The sequence below is a fragment of the Stenotrophomonas beteli genome, assembly GCF_001431665.1.
GTDB classification, from domain to species: Bacteria; Pseudomonadota; Gammaproteobacteria; order Xanthomonadales; family Xanthomonadaceae; genus Stenotrophomonas; species Stenotrophomonas beteli.
Genome location: NZ_LLXV01000033.1, coordinates 1 through 21,469, shown reverse-complemented (window position 1 = coordinate 21,469; position 21,469 = coordinate 1). Strand labels below are relative to the sequence as shown.

The following is a 21,469-nucleotide window of genomic DNA, read 5'->3' as shown; positions in this document are numbered from 1 at the left end:
GGAATGACCTGCGACCCGGCCCGACGCTGAACGCGCCGGGCGACCGGAAACACAGCGTTCGGGGGATGGCTTGAATGTTCCACGGGCCTCCCCCACATCGTATTCATCCACCGGCCGAACGGCCGGACTGACCCCAACAAGCATCCTCAGGAGTCTCCCCCATGGGCAAGATCATTGGTATCGACCTCGGCACCACCAACTCGTGCGTGGCGATCATGGACGGCGGCAAGGCCCGCGTCATCGAGAATTCGGAAGGCGATCGCACCACCCCGTCAATCGTCGCCTACACCAAGGACGGCGAAGTCCTGGTCGGCGCCTCGGCCAAGCGCCAGGCCGTCACCAACCCGAAGAACACCTTCTACGCGGTGAAGCGCCTGATCGGCCGCAAGTTCACCGACGCCGAAGTGCAGAAGGACATCGCGCACGTCCCGTACAGCATCCTGGCCCATGACAATGGCGATGCCTGGGTGGCCACCAGCGACGGCAAGAAGATGGCCCCGCAGGAAATCTCGGCCAAGGTGCTGGAGAAGATGAAGAAGACCGCCGAGGACTTCCTCGGTGAGAAGGTCACCGAAGCGGTCATCACCGTGCCGGCCTACTTCAACGACAGCCAGCGCCAGGCGACCAAGGACGCCGGCCGCATCGCCGGCCTGGACGTCAAGCGCATCATCAACGAGCCGACCGCGGCCGCGCTGGCCTATGGCCTGGACAAGGGCGACAACAAGGATCGCAAGATCGTGGTGTACGACCTGGGCGGCGGCACCTTCGACGTCTCGGTGATCGAGATCGCCAACGTTGATGGTGAAAAGCAGTTCGAAGTGCTGGCCACCAACGGTGACACCTTCCTGGGCGGCGAAGACTTCGACAACCGCGTCATCGAGTACCTGGTTGAAGAGTTCAACAAGGACCAGGGCATCGACCTGCGCAAGGATCCGCTGGCCCTGCAGCGCCTGAAGGATGCTGCCGAGCGCGCCAAGATCGAGCTGTCCAGCGCCCAGCAGACCGAAGTGAACCTGCCGTACGTCACCGCTGACGCGTCGGGCCCGAAGCACCTGAACATCAAGCTGACCCGCGCCAAGCTGGAAGCGCTGGTGGAAGACCTGATCAAGAAGTCGATCGAGCCGTGCCGCGTTGCCCTGAACGATGCCGGCCTGCGTTCGAGCGACATCAGCGAAGTGATCCTGGTCGGTGGCCAGACCCGCATGCCGAAGGTGCAGCAGGCGGTGACCGAGTTCTTCGGCAAGGAACCGCGCAAGGACGTCAACCCGGACGAAGCCGTGGCACTGGGTGCGGCGATCCAGGGCGGCGTGCTGGGCGGCGACGTCAAGGACGTGCTGCTGCTGGACGTGACCCCGCTGTCGCTGGGCATCGAGACCATGGGCGGCGTGTTCACCAAGATCATCGAGAAGAACACCACCATCCCGACCAAGGCCTCGCAGGTGTTCTCCACCGCCGAGGACAACCAGTCGGCCGTGACCGTGCACGTGCTGCAGGGTGAGCGCGAACAGGCCCGCTTCAACAAGTCGCTGGCCAAGTTCGACCTGTCCGGCATCGAGCCGGCCCCGCGCGGCCTGCCGCAGGTGGAAGTGTCCTTCGACATCGACGCCAACGGCATCCTGCACGTGTCGGCCAAGGACAAGAAGACCAACAAGGAACAGAAGGTCGAGATCAAGGCCGGTTCGGGCCTGTCCGAGGAAGAGATCGCACGCATGGTCGCCGACGCGGAAGCCAACCGCGAAGAAGACAAGAAGTTCCAGGAGCTGGTGCAGGCCCGCAACCAGGCCGACGCCCTGATCCACGGCACCCGCAGCGCCATCACCGAGCACGGCAGCAAGGTCGGCGGTGATGTCATCGGCAAGGTCGAGGCGGCGCTGGCCGACCTGGAAACCGCGATGAAGGGCGACGACAAGGCACAGATCGAAGCCAAGTCGAAGGTGCTGGAAGAAGCCGGCCAGTCGCTGTTCGCTGCCGCTTCGGCCGACCAGGGCGGTGCCCCGGGTGCCGACGCCGGCACCGCTGGCAAGGGCAACGACGACGTGGTGGATGCCGAGTTCACCGAAGTCAAGGACGACAAGAAGTCCTGATCCGGACCGACACGGGACGCTGCCTGGCAGCGTCCCGTTGTCGCATCAGGGTCCTGACCGCCACCCGGCGTGTCGGGGCGCCCGACGCAAGAGCGGACCTGGTTCCGCTCTTCCGCTTTGACGAATCCCGACTTTCCGGAATGCGATCCACGATATGAGCAAGCGCGATTACTACGAAGTGCTGGGCGTTGCCCGCACCGCCAGCGACGAAGAACTGAAGAAGGCCTACCGTCGTTGCGCGATGAAGTTCCACCCGGACCGCAACCCGGGCGATACGGCCGCCGAAGCCTCCTTCAAGGAGTGCAAGGAAGCCTACGAAGTGCTGTCCGACGGCAACAAGCGCCGCATGTACGACAGCCATGGCCACGCCGCGTTCGAGCACGGCATGGGCGGTGGCGGTCCGGGCGGCCCGGACATGAACGATATCTTCGGCGATATCTTCGGCAACATCTTTGGCGGTGCCGGCGGCGGGCCGCGCCAGGCCCGTCGCGGCGCCGACATCGGCTACGTGATGGAGCTGGACCTGGAAGAAGCGGTACGCGGCGTCGAGCGCCGCATCGAGATCCCGACCCTGGCCGAGTGCGGCGACTGCGATGGCAGTGGCTCGGAAGACGGCAAGGTCGAAACCTGCAATGTGTGCCATGGCCGCGGCCAGGTGCGCATCCAGCGCGGCATCTTCGCCATGCAACAGGCCTGCCACAACTGCGGCGGCCGGGGCCAGATCATCGCCAAGCCGTGCAAGACCTGCCACGGCAACGGCCGTGTCGAGGAAGACAAGGTGCTGTCGGTGAAGGTGCCGGCGGGCGTCGATACCGGCGACCGCATCCGCCTGCAGGGCGAGGGTGAAGCCGGCCCGGCCGGTACGCCGCCGGGTGACCTGTACGTGGAAGTGCGTGTGCGCGAGCACGCCATCTTCCAGCGCGATGGCGACGACCTGCACTGCGAAGTGCCGATCCGCATCTCGCAGGCGGCACTGGGCGACACCGTGCGCGTTGCCACGCTCGGCGGCGAAGCGGAAATCCGCATTCCGGCCGAGACCCAGACCGGCAAGCTGTTCCGCCTGCGCGGCAAGGGCGTGCGTTCGGTGCGCAGCCGCAGCGAGGGCGACCTGTACTGCCGCGTGGTGGTGGAGACGCCGGTCAACCTCACCAACGAGCAGCGCAAGCTGCTGGAGCAGTTCGAAGCCACCTTCGTCGGCGAGGAAGCGCGCAAGCATTCGCCGAAGTCGGCCACCTTCATGGATGGCGTGAAGGGCTTCTGGGACCGGATGACGTCCTGAGTTTTTCAACGGAAGCGTTGAACGTTAGCGCCGGGCCATGCCCGGCGTTTTCGTTTGCGCTCAGCGGAAAAACGCCGCTGGCGTCTGTCCCAGCTGGCGCTTGAACATGCTGGTGAACGCACTGGGGCTGTCATACCCCATCGCCAGTGCCACATCGATGACCTTCTCGCCGACCGCCAGCCGTTCCAGTGCGGCCAGCAGCCGCGCCTGTTGCCGCCACTGGCCGAAGGTCATGCCCAGTTCGCTGGCGAAGTGGCGCTGGATGGTTTTCACGTCCACCTCCAGCGCCTGCGCCCAGTCCTGCAGCGTGGCGTCATCGCCGGGGTGCTTCTGGATGTGCTGGCAGATCCGCTGCAGGCGCGGGTCGGTCGCCGCAGGCAGATGCAGTGGCAGCACGTCCATGCGATGCAGCTCATCCAGCAGCAGGCGCACTACGCGGCCATCGCGGCTGTCTTCGATGTGCTCGCCCTTGATCAGCGTGGCCGCCTGCAGCAGCTCGCGCAGCAGCGGCGCCACCTGCACCGCGAACGGTTCGGCCGGCAACTGCGGCGCGAACAACGGATCGATGTACAGGCTGCGCATGTGCACGGCCGCGATGCAGTCCACCGCGTGCACCATGCCGGCCGGCATCCAGATCGCACGGGTCGAGGGCACCACCCAGCGGCCCACTTCCGAGCGCACCACCATCAGCCCCGAGATGGCATACACCAGCTGGTGGCGCTGGTGCTTGTGGCCTGCGATGTGGGTACCGGCCGGGTACTGGGTGACCCGATAGGTGACCGGGCGGTGCTGCGGGACTTCGCGCCAGGGCGCCGCAGGATCGACGTCGCTGGCAATGTCCTTTTTGCGATAGGCCATGACCCGAACGCGGCAGAAGGGAGGGGGGAGGCAACCGTAGCATGCGTGGCTCGCCCCCAACCTGACTGTATCCATGTCGACCCTGGCTTCTCCCGCAACCACCTCACGCCCGGTGGCCCCCGGCGTGCTGGCTGCCATTTCCACCTCGCATGTCGTCAATGACATGATGCAGTCGCTGATCCTGGCCATCTATCCGGTCATCAAGGGCGGCTTCAATCTCAGCTTCACCCAGATCGGCCTGATCACGCTGACCTACCAGCTCACCGCCTCGATCTTCCAGCCGTTGATCGGCATGGCCACCGACCGCCGCCCGGCGCCGTACTCGCTGCCGATCGGCATGGCCTCGACCTTGTGCGGCATGCTGCTGCTCGGCTTCGCACCGAACTACGCGGTGGTGCTGATGGCAGCGGCGATGGTCGGCATCGGTTCGGCCATCTTCCATCCGGAGGCCTCGCGCATCGCGCGACTGGCCTCGGGCGGCCGTCACGGCTTCGCGCAGTCGGTGTTCCAGGTGGGTGGCAATTTCGGTACCGCGCTCGGCCCGCTGATTGCCGCGGCAGTGATCGTGCCGTATGGCCAGCACGCCGCGTCGTGGTTCGCCGGCGCCGCCCTGATCGGCATCGCACTGCTGACCTATGTCGGGCGCTGGTATGCGCTGCACCTGGGTACGCCGCGTCCGGCCAGCACCGCGTCGATGGCGCCGAGGCATCCGCCGCGCACCGTGGCCAAGGTGCTGGCGATCCTGCTGGTGCTGATCTTCAGCAAGTACTTCTACATGGCCAGCATCGGCAGTTACTTCACCTTCTACCTGATTCACCACTTCGGCATTCCGGTGGCGCAGGCGCAGCTGCACCTGTTCGCATTCCTGGTGGCCTCCGCAGCCGGTGGTTTCCTGGGTGGCCCGCTGGGTGACCGCATCGGCCGCAAGCCGATCATCTGGACCTCGATCCTGGGCGTGGCACCGTTCGCGCTGATGCTGCCGCATGCCGATCTGCTGTGGACCACGGTACTGGCGGTGCTGATCGGCTTCGTGTTGTCCTCGGCGTTCTCGGCCATCGTGGTGTATGCGCAGGAGATGATGCCGCACCGCATTGGCATGGTGTCCGGCCTGTTTTTCGGCTTTGCCTTCGGTATGGGCGGGCTGGGCGCGGCCGTGCTGGGCCTGCTGGCAGACGAGACCAGCATCGAATACGTCTATCAGCTGACCGCGTTCCTGCCGCTGCTGGGCATCGTGGCGGCGTGGCTGCCGCCGTCGCGGCCTGCTGCTCACTGAGGGGATTTGGTTTGCAGGGCTTGCAGCCCTGCACCCGCAGAGGCAACTGCAACAGCCGAAGCGCGCTATCCGTGGATTGGCGGGGTGGGTCCGGTTGCGGGGGACGCCGTGAATACGTCCCTGTAGGCTCGGTCGCGCCATCCATGGCGCTCACGCCCCCGCAACCGGACCCACCCCGCCTTCGACAGTTTCCTGCGAGTCGTCGGAATGGCTCCTGGGGTCAGATCCGTTTTCCGCAGGAAAACGGATCTGACCCCGGATTCAATTCGAGATCTGACCGATTTCATCCACGCATGGCGTGGATCTACTGGCCACCGGCCAACTGTCGAAGGCAGGGCACTGTGGGTTTGCGGGGTGTGAGCCGCATGGATGCGGCGACCAAGCCCCCATGGATGGGTTCACGGCGGCCCCGCAAACCCACAGTGCCCTGCCATCCCTCAGGACGCCGCTTTGGCATTTGACGTTGCCGTTGCTTGAAGCAGGTGCAGGGCGCAGCCCTGCCGATACCCTCACTCCGCCGGGCAGTACGCCTTGATGGCCGCTTCCGCCAATCCCTTCTGCGCGCTGCGCTGTTCCGGGGTCAACGGGGTATCGGCCTTGCCATCGCCATCGGTGTCCTGCATCACCTGGCCACCGCCGTCCAGCAGGGCCAGGTTGGCCCGGGCCGTGCTGCACTGCTCGGGGACCGGCGCGGCCGGGGCCTCGCTGCTGGCTGCGGCCTGCGGGGTGCGCGCCTGCTCGCGGGTCTCGTACTTCCTGCCCGCCGGAGGGGTCTCCGAGTACTGCGTAACGCCATTGGCGTCCTTCCACTTGTACACCGGGCCGGCCACGGCGTTGGCACTGGCCAACAGCAGCAGGCATCCAAGGCTGGACAGGGCACGCATGGCAAACTCCGCAGAATGGGCGTAGAACGCCGATTGCAGCATTGGCGCCGACAGCTGGCAAGTCGATTAAACTGGATTCCATGGACCCGATCACACCGCCGCCGCGCTCGCGCACGATTTACCTGCTGCCCAACCTGTTCACCACGGCCGGCCTGTTCGCGGGCTTCTACGCGATCATCGCTGCCGCCAACGGCGATTTCGTCAACGCCAGCATTGCGGTGTTCGTGGCCGCGGTGATGGACGGGCTGGACGGGCGCGTGGCGCGCCTGACCGGTACCAGCAGCGAGTTCGGCGTGCAGTACGACTCGCTGGCCGACCTGGTCAGCTTCGGCATGGCGCCGGCGCTGGTGATGTATCACTGGTCGCTGTCGTGGTTGAAGTTCGATGACCCGCTGCTGGGCCGCGTCGGCTGGGCGGTGGCATTCCTGTATGCCGCGTGCGCGGCCCTGCGCCTGGCCCGCTTCAACACCCAGGTGGCGGTGGTCGACAAGCGCTGGTTCGTCGGCCTGGCCAGCCCGGCTGCGGCCGGCCTGATGATGTCCTTTGTCTGGGCCTTCGCCGACGGCAATCTGGGCTGGGACGGCAACCAGCTGCGCTACGTCGCGCTGGCGGTGACCCTGGTGGCCGCGCTGTTGATGGTCAGCCGCATCCGCTTCTGGAGCTTCAAGGGCGGTGCCGCCAAGGACGGCCGTCCTGACCGTGTGCCGTTCCTGGTGCTGGCGCTGGTGCCGGTGGCCATCGCCATCGCGGTGATCGACCTGCCGCGCGTGCTGTTCGCGGTCGGCATCCTGTACGCCCTGTCCGGCCCGGTGATGTGGGCCGTGCAACGCCTGCGCAAGAAGCCCGAGGCCGCGTGAGCCAGGACCTGCCCGTGCTGTGGTCGCCGGCCCAGCAGGCCTGGCTGCAGGCCATGGGCTACACCGTCTACCACGACGGCCAGCTGGCTGCCGAGCTGGATGCCGCGCTGCAGCTGAGCGTGGCCAACGCCGAAGCCCATGCTGCGCCGCCGGCCGCGCCGGCGCGCGTAGACGCCAGCGCCGTGCACGAACGCCCTGGCGGCGCCGCACCTGTGGCGCGGCCGGAACGTCCGGCACCGCCGCGCCGCGAGCCTCCGGTCACCGCCCCGGATACCGCACCGGCGACGGCACGTCCCTTGCCCAGTGGCAACGCGCGGCAACCCGCGGTGCGCCTGCCGGACCGGCTGCAGATCGCCTTGCTGCGTGCGTCCGGCTGCAACCCGAACGACCCGGCCACCCAGGCGCTGATGGACAGCTGGCCGCTGGAACAGCTGCGCCGCGATCCGGCAGCCAAGCGCGCGCTGTGGCCACAGCTGCGTGCGCTGCGCAAGCGGGGCACAGCATGAGCGCGGTCAGCCAGCCGGGGCCGGTGCGCCTGCGCGCGCTGCGCGAGAGCGATCTCAACGCGGTGATGGCGATCGAGCTGCGGGGCTATCCGTTCCCGTGGACCCGTGGCATCTTCATCGACTGCCTGCGGGCCGGCTATCCGGGCCTGGCGATGGAGCGCGACGGTCAGCTGATCGGCTATGGCGTGATCAGCCTTGCCGCCGATGAGGCACATGTGCTGAACATCTGCATCGATCCGCTGGCGCAGTCGCGTGGCCTTGGCCGCCAGCTGCTGCGCGCGCTGGTCCAGTTGGCCCGCGACCGGGGCGCGCAGCGGGTGTTCCTTGAGGTGCGCCCGTCGAACACGCCGGCGCTGGCGCTGTACCACAGCGAAGGTTTCAACGAGATCGGTCGCCGTCCTCGCTATTACCCGGCCGCACAGGGGCGGGAGGACGCGGTGGTGATGGCCATCGAACTGGTCGGCGACGACCTGCAGGCGATGCCGCCCCTGTAACCGAAGCGGGTTGCCGGCCAGCGGCCGGCACTATCGATGGATCTCCGCTGCCGTCGACACATCGCCTGACGCTGCTCACGCCAACCGCAACGCCAGCACGCCCGCCACGATCAGGGCCGCCGCCACCCAGCGTGCGCGCGGAATGCGTTCGCGCAGCACCAACACCGAGTTCAGCAGCGCGAACAGGATCGAGGATTCACGCAGCGCCGAGATCATCGCCACCGGCGCCTGGGTCATCGCCCATAGCGCCATTGCATAGGACGCCGTGGTGCCGATGCCGCCGGCCAGACCCAGCCGCCAGTGCTGGCGCGCATAGTCCAGCAGCGCTGTGCGCCGGGTATGCAGGGCCCACAACGGCAACGGAATACCCGACAGCAGGAACAGCCACAACGTGTAGCTGAGCGCGTTGCCGGACTGGCGTGCGCCCTGCGCATCGACCAGGGTGTAGGTGGCGATCATCGCGGCGGTCAGCATGGGCAGTCGCAGTTGGCCGCCGCGCGCACCCCATGCCATGCACAGGATGCCGGTACTGACCAGCAGCACGCCCAGCCAGGCCGCCGGTGGCAGCCGCTCGCCGAGCACGGTGCCCGCCAGCGCGACCAGGATCGGCGCACTGCCGCGCATCAGTGGATAGGCCAGGCTCATATCGACCCGCTGGTAGCAGCGGGCGACCAGGCCGTAGTAGGTCACCTGCAGAAGCACCGATGCACCCAGCCAGGGCCAGCTGTGCGCGGCCGGAACCGGCAGGAAGGGCAGGGCGGCGGCCGACAGCAGCGCCGCGCTGCCGGTGACCAGCACGGTGCCGAGGAACTTGTCCGGCCCGCGCTTGACGATCGCATTCCAGCTGGCATGCAGTGCCGCGGCCACGAGAACCAGCAGGAAAATGGAAAGCGGCATCCGGTGATGATGCCATGCGCGGCAAATGGAAACGCCGGGCATCGCCCGGCGTTTCCGATTCCGCTTCGGTGGGTGCCAACCTCTCCCGCCGTGGTAGGTGCCAACCTTGATTGGCACGCACCAGAGCGCGGCGTTACAGCTTCGCGCGCTGCTCGCGCAGGCCGGCCAGCTGGGTATTCCAGTCGGCCAGGCGAACGCGTTCCTGCTCGACCACCGCCGGTGGCACCTTGTCGGTGAACCTGGCCAGCTTGGTCTCGCTCTTCTCCTTCTCCGCTTCGACGCGGGCGATTTCCTTGTCCAGGCGCGCGCGCTCGGCATCAAGATCGACCAGGCCTTCCAGCGGCACCAGCAGCTTCAGCTCGCCCACGATCGCGGCGGCGGCCGGCGGCGCGCTTTCGCCCTCGGCCAGCCACTGGATGCTGTCCAGCTTCAGCAGGAACGACAGCGAGGCACTGAAACGTTCGATGCGCACGCGGTCCTGCTCCAGGCCGGCCTGCAGGCGCAGCGGCACCAGCCTGGATGGCGCGACGTTCAGTTCGCTGCGCACGCGGCGCACCGCACTGATCACCGCCTTCAGCCATTCCACGTCGGCCTCGGCCTGGGCGAAGTCGCCGGCGAATTCGGCGGCGGTCGGGTAAGGGCGCAGCGACAGCGTTGTTTCGGCCAGGCCCAGGCGCGGCGCCAGCTGCTGCCACAGCTGTTCTGTGATGAACGGCGTGAGCGGGTGCAGCAGGCGCAGCAGCGCTTCCAGCACGTACAGCAGGGTGTGGCGGGTGCTTTCGGCATCAGCCGGGTCGCCGCCGTTCAGTGCCGGCTTGCTCAGTTCCAGGAACCAGTCGCAGAACTCATTCCACGCAAATTCGTACAGGCATTGCGCCAGCAGGTCGAAGCGGTAGTTGGCGTAGTGGCCCTGCGCCTCGGCGGACACCGCGGCCAGGCGCGCCAGGATCCAGCGCTCGGCATCGGTACGCGGGGTCGGCGCGCCGGTGAACGCGGCACCCTCGGTGTTCATCAGGGTGAAGCGGCTGGCGTTCCACAGCTTGTTGCAGAAGTTCTTGTAGCCCTCGGCGCGGTTCATGTCGAACTTGATGTCGCGGCCATGGGTGGCCAGCGCAGCGATGGTGAAGCGCAGCGCATCGGCGCCGTGTGCCGCAATGCCGTCCGGGAATTCCTTGCGGGTGGCCTTCTCGATCTTCTCCACCATCTTCGGCTGCATCAGTCCGCCGGTGCGCTTGGCAACCAGGTCGTCGATGCTGATGCCGTCGATGATGTCCAGCGGGTCGAGCACGTTGCCCTTGCTCTTGGACATCTTCTGGCCCTGGCCGTCGCGGATCAGGCCGGTGAAGTAGACGTCCTTGAACGGGATCTTCCCGACCAGGTTGTCGGTGGCCATGATCATGCGTGCCACCCAGAAGAAGATGATGTCGAAGCCGGTGATCAGCACCGACGACGGCAGGTAGCGGTCGAAGCCGCGCTCGGCCATCGCCTGTTCGTTCGGCCAGCCCAGGGTGGAGAACGGCCACAGCTGCGAGGAGAACCAGGTCTCCAGCACGTCGCTTTCCTGGTTCAGCACCACGTCGCTGCCCAGGTTGTGCTTCGCGCGCACTTCCGCTTCGCTGCGACCGACGTAGCAGCTGCCGGTGGCGGCATCGAACCATGCCGGAATGCGGTGGCCCCACCACAGCTGGCGGCTGATGCACCAGTCCTGGATGTTGTTCATCCAGTGGCGGTAGGTGTTGATCCAGTTCGGCGGCACGAAGGAAATGCTTCCATCCTCGACCAGTTCCAGGCCGCGCTTGGCCAGGTCGTCCATCTTCACGAACCACTGGTCGGTCAGGTACGGCTCGATCACCTGGCCGGTACGGTCGCCGCGCGGCACCTGCAGCTTGTGCGCCCTGGTCTCGACCAGGATGCCCAGGTCTTCCAGCTCGGCCAGCACGGCCTTGCGCGCGGCGTAGCGGTCCAGGCCCTGGAATCGCTCCGGCGCGTTCTCGTTCAGCGCCGCCACCGGGGTGAACAGGTTGATCATCGGCAGGTTGTGGCGCACGCCGACTGCATAGTCGTTGAAGTCATGCGCCGGGGTGACCTTGACCACGCCGGTGCCGAACGCGCGGTCCACGTAGTCGTCGGCGATCACCGGGACGCGGCGGCCGGTCAGCGGCAGCACCACGTTCCTGCCGATCAGGTGCGAATAGCGCTCGTCTTCCGGGTGCACCATCACCGCGGTATCGCCCAGCAGGGTTTCCGGGCGGGTGGTGGCCACCACCAGGTAGTCGCGGGTTTCGCGCAGGGTTTCCACGCCGTCGGCATCGCGCTCGACGTGTTCGTAGCTCAGGCCCTCATCCAGCGTGTAGGCGATCGACCACAGGAAGCCGTCTTCCTCGGCGCTCTCCACTTCCAGGTCGGAAATGGCGGTCTTCAGCACCGGGTCCCAGTTGACCAGGCGCTGGCCGCGGTAGATCAGGCCCTGCTCGTACCAGCGCACGAAGGCTTCGTTGACCGCCGCCGACGGTTGCGGGTCCATGGTGAAGGTGCTGCGCGACCAGTCGGCGGAGGTGCCGAGGCGGCGCATCTGGCGCTCGATGGTGTCGCCGGACTGCTGCTTCCACTCCCAGACTTTGCCGATGAAGCCTTCGCGGCCCAGCGAATCGCGGGTCTCGCCCTTGCCTTCCAGCGCCAGGTTGCGGCTGACCACCATTTCGGTGGCGATGCCGGCGTGGTCGGTACCGACCTGCCACAGCGTGTCGTAGCCGCGCATGCGGTGGTAGCGCACCAGTGCGTCCATCAGCGTCTGCTGGAACGCGTGGCCCATGTGCAGGGTGCCGGTCACGTTCGGCGGCGGCAGCAGGATGGTGTACGGCTCGCCCGTGCCGGACGGCTTGAAGTGGCCGGCCTTCTCCCAGGCCTCGTAGAGGTCGGTCTCGAAGGACGTCGGGTCGTAGCTGGAGGCGAGTTGGGTCATGCGGGGGAACCAGGAGGCAATCGTTGAAGGATCAGGGCGCGGCGGCGGCCCATCAAGGGGGCCGGGCCGCGCTTACATGTCGTGCTTGTTCAGGTCGTAACCGGCGGCCTTGTACTGGCGCCAGCGTTCGCGCAGCGGTTCGCGCGCTTCCGGATCAGCCGGCACCACTTCCAGCACGCGTTCGCACTGGCCCAGCCAGGGCGCGTCGCGCAGGTTGATCACCAGCGGGCGTGCCGGTGCCTCGGTGCCGGGCACGGCGATCAGCACCAGGGCTTCATCCTCGTCCATGTCTTCGCCGGCGATCTGGTGCGGGATGTAGGCATCGTTGTCGAACGCCCACAGCAGCTCGTCCAGTTCCTCGGCCTGGGCCTGGTCGCGGGCCAGCACCAGGGTGAACAACCCGGCGTCGTTGGCCTTGCGCGCCAGCTCGCAGACCAGGCGCAACGGCTCGGTCAGGAAGCGGGGCTTGGCGATCAGGTAGAAGTCGGCGCGGGGCATGGCAGGGTCCGGGTCAGGCAGGGGCCCGGCATTGCCGGGCGAGGCCCCGGCCGGCGGGGGCCGGCCAGGGTCGGGTACGGCATCAGGCGCGGGCGGCCTGGTCCAGCAGCCACTGGCTCAGCAGGCCGACCGGGCGGCCGGTGGCCATGCCACGCTTGCCTTCATCGCTGGCGACGCCGGCGATGTCCAGGTGGGCCCAGCGCTGGCCTTCGGTGAAGCGCGACAGGAAGCAGCCGGCGGTGATCGCGCCGGCCCAGCGGCCGCCGATGTTGTAGACGTCGGCGAAGGTCGAATCGAGCATCGGCTGGTACTCGTCCCACAGCGGCAGGCGCCAGGCGCGGTCGAACACCTGCTCGCCGGCGGCCAGCAGCTCGCTGGCCAGGTCGTCGTGCTTGCTCATCAGGCCGGCGGTCTGGTGGCCGAGGGCGACCATGCAGGCACCGGTGAGGGTGGCGACGTCGACCAGCGCGGCCGGCTCGAAGCGCTGTGCGTAGGTCAGCGCGTCGCACAGGATCAGGCGGCCTTCGGCGTCGGTGTTGCCCACTTCGATGGTCTTGCCCGACATCGAGGTGATCACGTCGGACGGACGGTAGGCATTGCCATCGATGGCGTTTTCCACCGCCGGGACCACCACCACCAGGTTCAGCGGCAGCCTGGCCTTGACCGCCGCGACGAAGGTGCCGATGACGTTGGCGCCACCGCACATGTCGTACTTCATCTCCTCGATGCCGCCCTGGGTCTTCAGGTTGACGCCACCGGTATCGAAGGTGATGCCCTTGCCGACCAGCACGTAGGGCCTGGCGTCGCCGGCACCGGTCCACTTCAGCACGACCAGGCGCGGGCGGTTGGCCGAACCGCGGGCCACGGCCAGCAGCGAGCCCATGCCCAGCGCTTCCATCTGGTGCTCGTCGAGAATCTCGGCGTCGGCACCGTCGTGCTCGGCGGCGAACTTCACGCCCACCTCGGCCAGGTAGGCCGGGGTGCAATAGTTCGGCGGCAGGTTGCCCAGCTCGCGGGCGAACTCGACACCGGCGGCGATGGCCTGGCCCTGGGCCAGCGCCTGGGCGTCGTCACCGGCGATGGCCAACTGGGCAAGGCCGGCGTCATCGGCCTTCTTCTTGCCCAGGGTGGCGGTGTAGCGGTAGGCGGCGTGATCGGCGGCGATCACCGCCTGGCGGATCGCCCAGGCCGCATCGCGGTCCTTGATGGCCACCTCGGACAGGGTGAACAGCGCGCTGCGGGTGGCGCCGGCCTTCAGCGCACGCACGGCGTCGCCGACGGCCTTCAGGTACTGCGGCACGCCAAAGCGGGCCGCATCGCCCAGGCCGACCACCAGCACGCGCGGGGCGCTCACGCCCGGCAGGTCGTGCAGCAGGGTGGTGGCGCCGGTCTTGCCGGACAGGTCGCCGCGCTGGGCCAGGGCGGCCAGGCGGCCACCGCTGGCGGCGTCCAGGGCCTGCGCGGCCGGGGTCAGGGTATGGTCGGCGTACGCGCCGACCACCAGGCAGTCAACGCTGGCGGCCGCCGGAGCGAGGTGGTTCAGGGTGAATTCGAGGGCCATTGAGCAGATTCCATTGGCGAGTCCGTACAATCGCAGGCCGTTTACGCCCAGACAGTAGACTGGGCGGCAACGCGAACGAACCCCAGAGTTTAAACCACCGCCCCATGCTGAAGCTCGACCGATACCTGCTGGGCGATTTCGTCCAGAGTTTCCTGGCTACCCTGATCGTCCTGCTGGTGGTCAGCGTGGGCGGCGTGCTGGTGGACATCCTCGGCAACATCGCCGACGGGCGCCTGCCGGCCAAGCTGCTGTTCTCGCAGCTGGGCCTGCAGTTCATCGCCTATCTGCCGCTGATCCTGCCGCTGGCGCTGATGCTGGGCCTGCTGCTGGCCATCGCCCGCCTGTACCGCGACTCGGAAATGGCGGTCATCACCGCGATCGGGGTCGGCCCCAAGCGCCTGCTGCGGCCGCTGCTGATGCTGGTGGTTCCGGTGGTGCTGCTGGTCGGCGCCTGCTCGCTGTGGCTGGGGCCGTGGGCCGGCCGGGTGGCCGAGCAGATGATCATCGAGGCCAACCGCAGCGTGCTGATGGCCGGGCTGGAGCCGGGCCGTTTCACCCCGCTGCCCAATGGCGGCGTGGTCTACCTGTCCTCGATCTCGCCCGACGGCACCCAGCTGGGCAAGGTGTTCCTGCAGCGGCAGAAGGACGACCGCCTGGAAGTGGTGTCGGCCAACAGCGGCCGCATGTACTTCGAGGGCACCCGCCAGCGCTTCCTGGAGCTGGATGACGGCCACCAGGTGGAAGGGCCGGTGGCCGGCGCGCTGGATTACCGGCTGGCGACCTTCGCCCGCAACGACGTGGCCCTGCCCGATGGCGCACAGGCCCGCACCGAGGATGATCCCGAACTGATGCCGACCCTGAAGCTGATCGGCGATGCACGCCCGCAGGCGCAGGCACAGCTGCACCGCCGCCTGGCGCCGCCGCTGATCGCGCTGGCCTTTGCCCTGCTGACCGTGCCGCTGGGTCGAAGCTCGCCGCGCCAGCAGCGCTATGGACGCATGATGCTGGCCCTGATGGCCTACATGGTGGGCACCAACCTGATGTTCATCGGCAGCGGCTGGATCGCCAACGGCAAGATTCCGGCCGCGCTCGGCCTGTGGTGGCTGACCCTGCCGCTGCTGGCGCTGGCGATCTGGATGTATGCACGTGATGGCCGCCTGGGCCGCCCGAAGGGAGCCCGCGCATGAGGCTGCGCCCGATGCGTTTCGACCTGTACCTGGGGCGTTCGGTGTTCACCACCGTGCTGCTGACCTGGGCGGTGCTGGTGGGCCTGGACGTGGTGATGGCCTTCTCCGGCGAGTTCAAGGACATCGGCAAGAACGGCTACACGCTGGGCCACGCTGCTGCCTGGGTGCTGTACACCGTGCCGCGCCGTGCCTACACCTTCTTCCCGACCGCTGCGGTGATCGGCTCACTGATGGGCCTGGGCCAGCTGGCGGCGACCTCGGAGCTGACCGCGCTGCGCGCGCTGGGCCTGTCGCGCAAGCGCCTGAGCGTATCGGTGGCAATCGCCCTGTCGCTGCTGACCGCAGTGATGGTGCTCAGTGCCGAGACGCTGGGGCCGTGGGGCCAGGACCGCGCCGATGCACTGAAGACCAGCGCCAAGTGGGGGCTGGATATCTCGACCACCCGTTATTCCGGGCTGTGGGCACGCGAGGGCGATACCTTCCTCAATGCGCAGAGCGGTGAGGAGCAGCTGGTGGGCGACAAGGGAACCCGGTTGATCCTGCGCGACGTGCGCCTGTACCGCGTCGCTGAGGATGGCCAGATCGCCTCGTTGACCCACGCCGCCACGGTCGAGCACGACAAGGATGGCTGGGTGCTGACCGGGGTGCGCCGCGATACGTTCGGTGAACGCTCGGCCACCCGCCAGGAAGTGGCACGTGAACCCTGGAACTCGACGCTGGACCCGGCCGCGCTGGCGACCGGCATCGCCAAGCCGCGCAACCTCAGTGTGGCCGAGCTCAGTACCAGCATCGCCTACCGGCAGCGCAACGGGCTGGACGCGCGCGATTTCGAGGACGTGTACTGGAGTCGCTGGTTCTACCCGGTGAACGTGCTGGCGCTGTGCCTGGCCGCCGTGCCGTTCGCGTTCGGTTCGCTGCGCAGTGGCGGCATGGGCAAGCGCCTGTTCCTTGGCATCCTGTTCGCGCTGGGCTTCTGGTTGCTGCAGCTGTTCTTCGGCCGCATGGCCGGCGCGCTGAAATTCGATTACCGCATTGCCTATGCGCTGCCGCCGATCGTGATGCTGGCGGTGTCCGGACTGTTGTTCCGGCGCAAATCGGGCTGATTCTGGTAGCGCCGGGCCATGCCCGGGCGACCAGCCGCCCGGCCCAGCGTGCTGGATCCTGTAGAGCCGAGCCCATGCTCGGCTGCTTTTTACGGACCGCCTGCCAGCCGAGCATGGGCTCGGCCCTACAGGTCGTGCATCACCGCTTCGGCGTGCGCACCAGGCGGGTGCCGCTGGCGCGGTCGTGCCAGGTCAGGCGTTGGCGATCGACCCACGCCCACCAGAATCCCAGCCCGCCCAGCAGCAGCGACAACGTGCCCACCGCGAAGCGCAGCCACAGCTGCCTATGCTGCAGCGGGGCGCCATCGCTGGATTGCAGCTTCAACCGCCATGGCCGCATGCCCAAGGTCTGCCCACCACGGCGCCAGCTGGCCGTGGCGTACCACCCCGTGATCATCCAGCACACCGCCCACAGCAGCCACTGCCATGCGCTGAACGGTGCGATGTTCTCGCGCTGCGCGTGCCCGCTGAAGGTGTAGCCCAGGGTGAACAGCGTACCGGCCAGCATCCACAACGCCAGCACCGGCAGCGCGTCATAGACCATCGCCAGCAGGCGCCACAGCAGCAACGCACGTGGGCGGGGCATCTCGGTGGTGGCCGCAGCGGCGGCCTCGGTGGCAGGGCGGGGCATGCGCCGAGCATACGCAATGCTGGCCGCGTCCGCAGTCACGCTCGTATCCTGCACGCATGGCTCCTGTTTCCACCCCCGCCGAACGCCGCCAGCTGGTGCAGCAGCTGCCGGAACTGCGCGCCGACGACTGCACGCGCATCCAGCGTTTCCTCGATGCGATCTGGGCCGAGAACGGCCTGGCCCGCGCCACCCTCGACAGCTACCGGCGTGACCTGGAAGGGCTGGCGCGCTGGCTGGACGGGCGTGACGGTGGCCTGGCCGGCATCGAGCGCCCGGGATTGTTCGACTACCTGGCCTGGCGCACCCGCCATGGCTGGTCGCCGCGCAGCAATGCACGGCTGCTCTCCGCCTTGCGCGCGTTCTTCGCCGATGGCGTGCGCCGCGGCGAACGCAGCGAGGATCCCAGCGCGCTGCTGGATCCGCCCAAGCTGCCACGATTGCTGCCCAAGGCGCTGGCCGAAAGCCAGATCGACGCGCTGCTGGCGGCGCCGGACATCGACAGCCCGCTGGGCCTGCGCGACCGCGCCATGCTGGAGCTGATGTACGCCGCCGGCCTGCGCGTGAGCGAGCTGGTGCTGCTGCCGGCCACTGCGGTCAACCTGCGCCAGGGCGTGCTGCGGGTCACCGGCAAGGGCAGCAAGGAACGGCTGGTGCCGCTGGGTGAGGAATCACAGCACTGGCTGGAGCGTTACCTGCAGCAGTCGCGGCCGCAGCTGGTCGGCAAGGGCAAGGTGCAGGCATTGGCCGATGGGCAGACGCCGTTGTTCATCGAGCCGACGCTGCATGCGCTGACCCGCCAGGCCTTCTGGCACCTGGTCAAGCGCCACGCGCAGGTGGCCGGTATCGATCCTGCGCGGATCAGCCCGCATGGCCTGCGCCACAGCTTCGCCACCCATCTGCTCAACCGCGGCGCCGACCTGCGTGCGTTGCAGATGCTGCTTGGGCACAGCTCGCTGTCCACCACCCAGATCTACACCCTGGTGGCGCGCGAACACCTGCAGAAACTGCACGCCCGGCATCATCCGCGCGGCTGAGCGAGGGCCTGAACCTTGCCTTGCGCCGTGCGCGGCATCGCGGTCCGGCACGGGAGGCTGTGTCAGAATCCGGGGTCTTCTTCTGTCGCGGATCGTTCCATGCTCCGATTTGCCATCGCCGCCGTGTTCGGCGCGCTCAGCCTGACCGCGTGTGCCCAGCCGGCCCCGCCCGCCCCCCAGGCGCCTGCTGCTGCCGCAGCCAAGGTCGCTCCGGCCGCCAACGGTTCGGCCGAACAGGCCGTGCGTGCCGCGCTGACTGCGCTCAACCCCGGCTTCGAGGTGGACTACATCGGGGCCGCGCCGTTCCCCGGTTTCCGCGAGGTGGTGGTCTCCGGCCAGTTGCTGTACGTATCCGATGATGGCCGCTACCTGTTCCAGTCGCAGCCCTACGACACCCGTGCCAAGGGCCCGGCCAACAGCGAGGGCCTGCTGGGCTATCGTCGCAGCCTGCTGGCCAAGGCCAACCACGGTGACCGCATCGTGTTTGCCGCGCCGAATGCCAAGTACACCATCAGTGTGTTCACCGATATCGAATGCGGCTACTGCCGCAAGCTGCACCAGGACATCGCCGAGCTCAACCGCAACGGCATCACCGTCGAGTACCTGGCGTTCCCGCGCATGGGGCTGGGCAGCAAGGACTACACCGACATGATCTCGGTCTGGTGTGCAGCGGATCGCCGCCAGGCGCTGACCAATGCCAAGCGTGGTGGCAATGTGCCGGCCAGGAACTGCACCAACCCGGTGGCGATGCAGTACGCACTGGGCCAGCAGTTGGGCGTGAACGGCACGCCGGCGATCTTCGCGCCGGACGGTACCCAGCTGGGCGGTTACCTGCCGCCGGCACAGCTGCGTGCGGCGCTGGAAAAGCTGTCGGCCAAGCGCTGATCGCCGCCGACCTTTTCCTGTAGAGCCGAGCCCATGCTCGGCTGCGCAACCATCAGCCGAGCATGGGCTCGGCTCTACAGGTGGGAAGCCGGGGATGCGTGTCGCATCCCCGGCTTTTTTCTTACTTCAGGCCATCACTGACCGCCTTGGTCAGCGTGCCCTGCGCATCGTCACCGCTGAACTCCCAGACGAATGCACCGCCCAGGCCCTGGGTCTTCACGTAACCCATCTTGCGGGTGATGTTGGCCGGGGTATCGAAGCTCCACAGCGTGCTGCCGTTGTAGATCCAGGTGGCACCGGCGGTATTGTCGGTGTAGCCCGGCCACGCCAGGTTCTTCAGCACCTTCCAGTCTTCGATGCCGGCTTCATACGTGCCCGGAGCGGCGCCGGTGGCGGTCTGGTAGAGGCCGTTGTTGGCGTTGGCCACCCCGGTCCAGCCACGCCCGTAATAGCCGATGCCCAGGTTGAGCTTGGCCGCCGGCACGCCACGGCTGATGAAGGCCTCGATGGCGTCGTTGCTGTTGTACAGCTTCTGGTCGCCGGTGGACGGGTCATTCGGCGAATCGAACAGCGCCGACTGGTGGTTGGTCTTCGCATCCCACGCGCCGTGGAAGTCGTAGGTCATCACGTTGATGTAGTCCAGGTACGGGTGGTACGCGGCCGGATCGGTGACGCGGATCTTGTCGATGCCCGCACCCACCGCCACCGTCAGCAACAGGCCCGGACGCACCGCATCGAGCTGGCGGCGGAACTCGGCCATCAGCGCGGTGAAGTTGGCGTTGTCTTCCGGCTTGCCGCATTCAATACCGCACGCCACCGGGTATTCCCAGTCGATATCGATGCCGTCGAACACGCCCAGCGCGGCACCGGCACCACCGGCACCGTCGGTCACCGGCAGGTTGCCCTTGATGTAGGCGTCGATGCACGAGGCGACGAACGCTTGGCGGTTTTCCGGGCGCGCCGCGCTGGAGAAGCCACGCGACCAGGTCCAGCCGCCCAGCGAGATCAGCACCTTCATGCCCGGATATTTGGCCTTGAGCTGCTTGAGCTGGTTCCAGTTGCCGCGCAGCGGCTGGTCCCAGGTATCGGCGCTGCCGCTGACACTCTCGGCGGCGCTGAAGGCCTTGGTGTAATCGGCGAAGGCATCGCCACCGGCACCGCTGTTCGGATCCGACGGCTGGGTGATGCCCACCTCGCAACGGTTGTTGCGCACGTTGCCGAACGCGTAGTTGATGTGGGTCAGGCGTGCGGCCGAACCGCTGCTGTCGATGTTCTTGACCCGGTAGTTGCGCCCGTAGATGCCCCACTGGGTGAAGTAGCCGATGACCCGCTTGCCGGTGGTGCCGCCGTCACCGGCCAGCGTGGTGGCGCTGATCTCGGTGCCCTGCGCCGACGCATTGCCGGCGTTGTCGCGGGCACGTACGCGGTAACGGTAGGTGGTCGACGCCGTCAGCCCGCCATCGACGTAGCTGGCACTGGATGGTGAACCGACCAGGCTGCCATTGCGGTACACGTCATAGCCGGCCACGCCGCTGCCGCCGGTGTTATCGGTTGACGGGCTCCAGCTGAGCGCGATGCTGTTGGCGGTACGGGTGCCGACCGCCAGCCCGCCCGGCACGCTTGGTGCGGTGGTGTCGCCACCGGCGGCGTTGACGGTGATGGTGATCGTCGCGGTGCTGGTAGTGGCGTTGTTGTTGTCGGTGGCCACTGCGCGCAGGGTGTGGCTGCCGGCGCTGGCATTGGCCCAGCTGGCCGCATACGGTGCACTGGTGGCGACGCCGAGCGTGCTGCCGTCGCGGAAGAACTCGACCTTGGCGACGCTGCCGTCCGGATCACTGGCGGAGGCGGTCACGTTGACCGTGCTGCCGGCACTGAAGGTGGCGCCATTGGCCGGCGAGGTCAGGCTGACCACCGGCGGCTGGTTGCTGCCGCTGCCATCACAGGCGCCGAGGTTGGTGTAGTAGGGCGCGCCGGCCGGATGGTCCGGCGGCGCGTTCCAGATGTCCTGGTTCGCCCGATAGAGGACGCCTCCTTTCTGCAGGGTATCGCCGGCCCGGTAGATCTTGGCCTGGTCCCACTGGGCCACCCCGGCACAGCTGGCGGCCTGCGCCAGGCCGGGCAGGGCAGCGGCACCGGCGGCCACGGCAAGCAGCCAGGCCAGGCGGCGGGGACGACAGCTTCGGGTCGCACGTTCGGCACTGCGCACAATCGGGTCGTACATGGGTAAGTCTCCGATCAAAGGGCGCGCGGGCCCCGATGGCGCCGCGCGTGACGCAGGTCCGGGCGTCGCCCGGGAAGACGACGGAGGGGCCGGACGGAGGCACCTGGGAGGCCGGGGAGAGAGTCCGGCACCAGGTAGGGACAACGTTGTCATCAATTGCGTGGTCAATCCGTGAGCAAGCGCATGGTTCGGGGATTTGGGCGGAAAGCGGCGCTGCGCGCGGTCGGCGGCCATCGGCGGAGCCCCTCGTGGCTG

General features: G+C 67.7%; 18 protein-coding genes. 10 read left to right on the top strand and 8 right to left on the bottom strand.

From position 1 onward, the window contains the following. Nucleotides 1-161 precede the first annotated feature (161 nt). Both dnaK and dnaJ read left to right on the top strand, forming a co-directional pair. A complete protein-coding gene (gene dnaK, locus ARC23_RS08330) occupies nucleotides 162-2,084 on the top strand; it encodes a molecular chaperone DnaK (protein WP_057496823.1) in 1,923 nt (640 codons plus the stop codon). 154 nt (nucleotides 2,085-2,238) lie between these two features. After that, nucleotides 2,239-3,363 carry a molecular chaperone DnaJ gene (gene dnaJ, locus ARC23_RS08325; protein WP_057496822.1) on the top strand — a complete coding sequence of 375 codons (1,125 nt, stop codon included), beginning with the start codon at nucleotides 2,239-2,241 and terminating at the stop codon, nucleotides 3,361-3,363. Nucleotides 3,364-3,423: 60 nt separating this feature from the next. Here dnaJ and ARC23_RS08320 read toward each other — a convergent pair whose 3' ends face one another. Next, a complete protein-coding gene (locus ARC23_RS08320; RefSeq protein ID WP_057496821.1) occupies nucleotides 3,424-4,221 on the bottom strand; it encodes an AraC family transcriptional regulator in 798 nt (265 codons plus the stop codon). A gap of 73 nt (nucleotides 4,222-4,294) precedes the next feature. Between ARC23_RS08320 and ARC23_RS08315 the strand changes: the two genes are divergently transcribed. Next, nucleotides 4,295-5,494, top strand: coding sequence for an MFS transporter (locus ARC23_RS08315; RefSeq protein WP_057496820.1), 1,200 nt, complete (start codon nucleotides 4,295-4,297; stop codon nucleotides 5,492-5,494). A gap of 509 nt (nucleotides 5,495-6,003) precedes the next feature. Here ARC23_RS08315 and ARC23_RS08310 read toward each other — a convergent pair. Next, nucleotides 6,004-6,378 (bottom strand): DUF4124 domain-containing protein, encoded by a 375-nt coding sequence (locus ARC23_RS08310; protein WP_057496894.1) that lies wholly within the window; start codon nucleotides 6,376-6,378, stop codon nucleotides 6,004-6,006. Nucleotides 6,379-6,458: 80 nt separating this feature from the next. On the opposite strand from ARC23_RS08310, the gene pssA reads away from it, so the two are divergent. Genes pssA through rimI form a run of 3 tightly spaced genes read left to right on the top strand, consistent with a single transcriptional unit; the run spans nucleotide 6,459 to nucleotide 8,235 of the window. After that, on the top strand, nucleotides 6,459-7,235 hold the full coding sequence (gene pssA, locus ARC23_RS08305; RefSeq protein ID WP_057496819.1) for a CDP-diacylglycerol--serine O-phosphatidyltransferase: 777 nt from the start codon (nucleotides 6,459-6,461) through the stop codon (nucleotides 7,233-7,235). Further along, the gene (locus ARC23_RS08300; RefSeq protein ID WP_057496818.1) at nucleotides 7,232-7,741 is read left to right on the top strand and encodes a hypothetical protein; all 510 of its coding nucleotides are present in this window, start codon (nucleotides 7,232-7,234) and stop codon (nucleotides 7,739-7,741) included. Before pssA ends, ARC23_RS08300 begins: the two co-directional genes overlap by 4 nt. Further along, a complete protein-coding gene (gene rimI, locus ARC23_RS08295) occupies nucleotides 7,738-8,235 on the top strand; it encodes a ribosomal protein S18-alanine N-acetyltransferase (RefSeq protein WP_057496817.1) in 498 nt (165 codons plus the stop codon). Before ARC23_RS08300 ends, rimI begins: the two co-directional genes overlap by 4 nt. A 75-nt stretch (nucleotides 8,236-8,310) precedes the next feature. Here the strand turns inward: rimI and ARC23_RS08290 are convergent, their stop codons facing one another. From ARC23_RS08290 to ARC23_RS08275, 4 genes are all read right to left on the bottom strand, one after another. Beyond that, nucleotides 8,311-9,132 carry an EamA family transporter gene (locus ARC23_RS08290; protein WP_057496816.1) on the bottom strand — a complete coding sequence of 274 codons (822 nt, stop codon included), beginning with the start codon at nucleotides 9,130-9,132 and terminating at the stop codon, nucleotides 8,311-8,313. Between the two features lie 133 nt (nucleotides 9,133-9,265). Next, nucleotides 9,266-12,094, bottom strand: a complete 2,829-nt coding sequence (locus ARC23_RS08285; protein ID WP_057496815.1) for a valine--tRNA ligase — start codon at nucleotides 12,092-12,094, stop codon at nucleotides 9,266-9,268. Between the two features lie 72 nt (nucleotides 12,095-12,166). Next, entirely contained in the window at nucleotides 12,167-12,592 is a 426-nt protein-coding gene (locus ARC23_RS08280; RefSeq protein WP_057496814.1) for a DNA polymerase III subunit chi, read from the bottom strand. A gap of 82 nt (nucleotides 12,593-12,674) precedes the next feature. Beyond that, nucleotides 12,675-14,153 (bottom strand): leucyl aminopeptidase, encoded by a 1,479-nt coding sequence (locus tag ARC23_RS08275; protein WP_049418513.1) that lies wholly within the window; start codon nucleotides 14,151-14,153, stop codon nucleotides 12,675-12,677. Nucleotides 14,154-14,257: 104 nt separating this feature from the next. On the opposite strand from ARC23_RS08275, the gene lptF reads away from it, so the two are divergent. Then, nucleotides 14,258-15,340 (top strand): LPS export ABC transporter permease LptF, encoded by a 1,083-nt coding sequence (gene lptF / locus ARC23_RS08270; RefSeq protein WP_057496813.1) that lies wholly within the window; start codon nucleotides 14,258-14,260, stop codon nucleotides 15,338-15,340. Then, nucleotides 15,337-16,443, top strand: coding sequence for an LPS export ABC transporter permease LptG (lptG, locus tag ARC23_RS08265; RefSeq protein WP_057496812.1), 1,107 nt, complete (start codon nucleotides 15,337-15,339; stop codon nucleotides 16,441-16,443). Before lptF ends, lptG begins: the two co-directional genes overlap by 4 nt. A 139-nt stretch (nucleotides 16,444-16,582) precedes the next feature. Here the strand turns inward: lptG and ARC23_RS08260 are convergent, their stop codons facing one another. After that, nucleotides 16,583-17,074 (bottom strand): RDD family protein, encoded by a 492-nt coding sequence (locus ARC23_RS08260; protein ID WP_057496893.1) that lies wholly within the window; start codon nucleotides 17,072-17,074, stop codon nucleotides 16,583-16,585. Between the two features lie 56 nt (nucleotides 17,075-17,130). Here ARC23_RS08260 and xerD point away from each other — a divergent pair, with 56 nt between their 5' ends. Continuing rightward, the gene (xerD, locus tag ARC23_RS08255) at nucleotides 17,131-18,108 is read left to right on the top strand and encodes a site-specific tyrosine recombinase XerD (RefSeq protein ID WP_057496811.1); all 978 of its coding nucleotides are present in this window, start codon (nucleotides 17,131-17,133) and stop codon (nucleotides 18,106-18,108) included. Between the two features lie 99 nt (nucleotides 18,109-18,207). Then, nucleotides 18,208-18,993, top strand: coding sequence for a DsbC family protein (locus ARC23_RS08250; protein WP_057496810.1), 786 nt, complete (start codon nucleotides 18,208-18,210; stop codon nucleotides 18,991-18,993). Between the two features lie 121 nt (nucleotides 18,994-19,114). On the opposite strand, the gene ARC23_RS08245 is transcribed toward ARC23_RS08250, so the two are convergent. Continuing rightward, nucleotides 19,115-21,214 (bottom strand): glycosyl hydrolase family 18 protein, encoded by a 2,100-nt coding sequence (locus tag ARC23_RS08245; protein WP_057496809.1) that lies wholly within the window; start codon nucleotides 21,212-21,214, stop codon nucleotides 19,115-19,117. Between the last annotated feature and the right edge of the window lie 255 nt (nucleotides 21,215-21,469).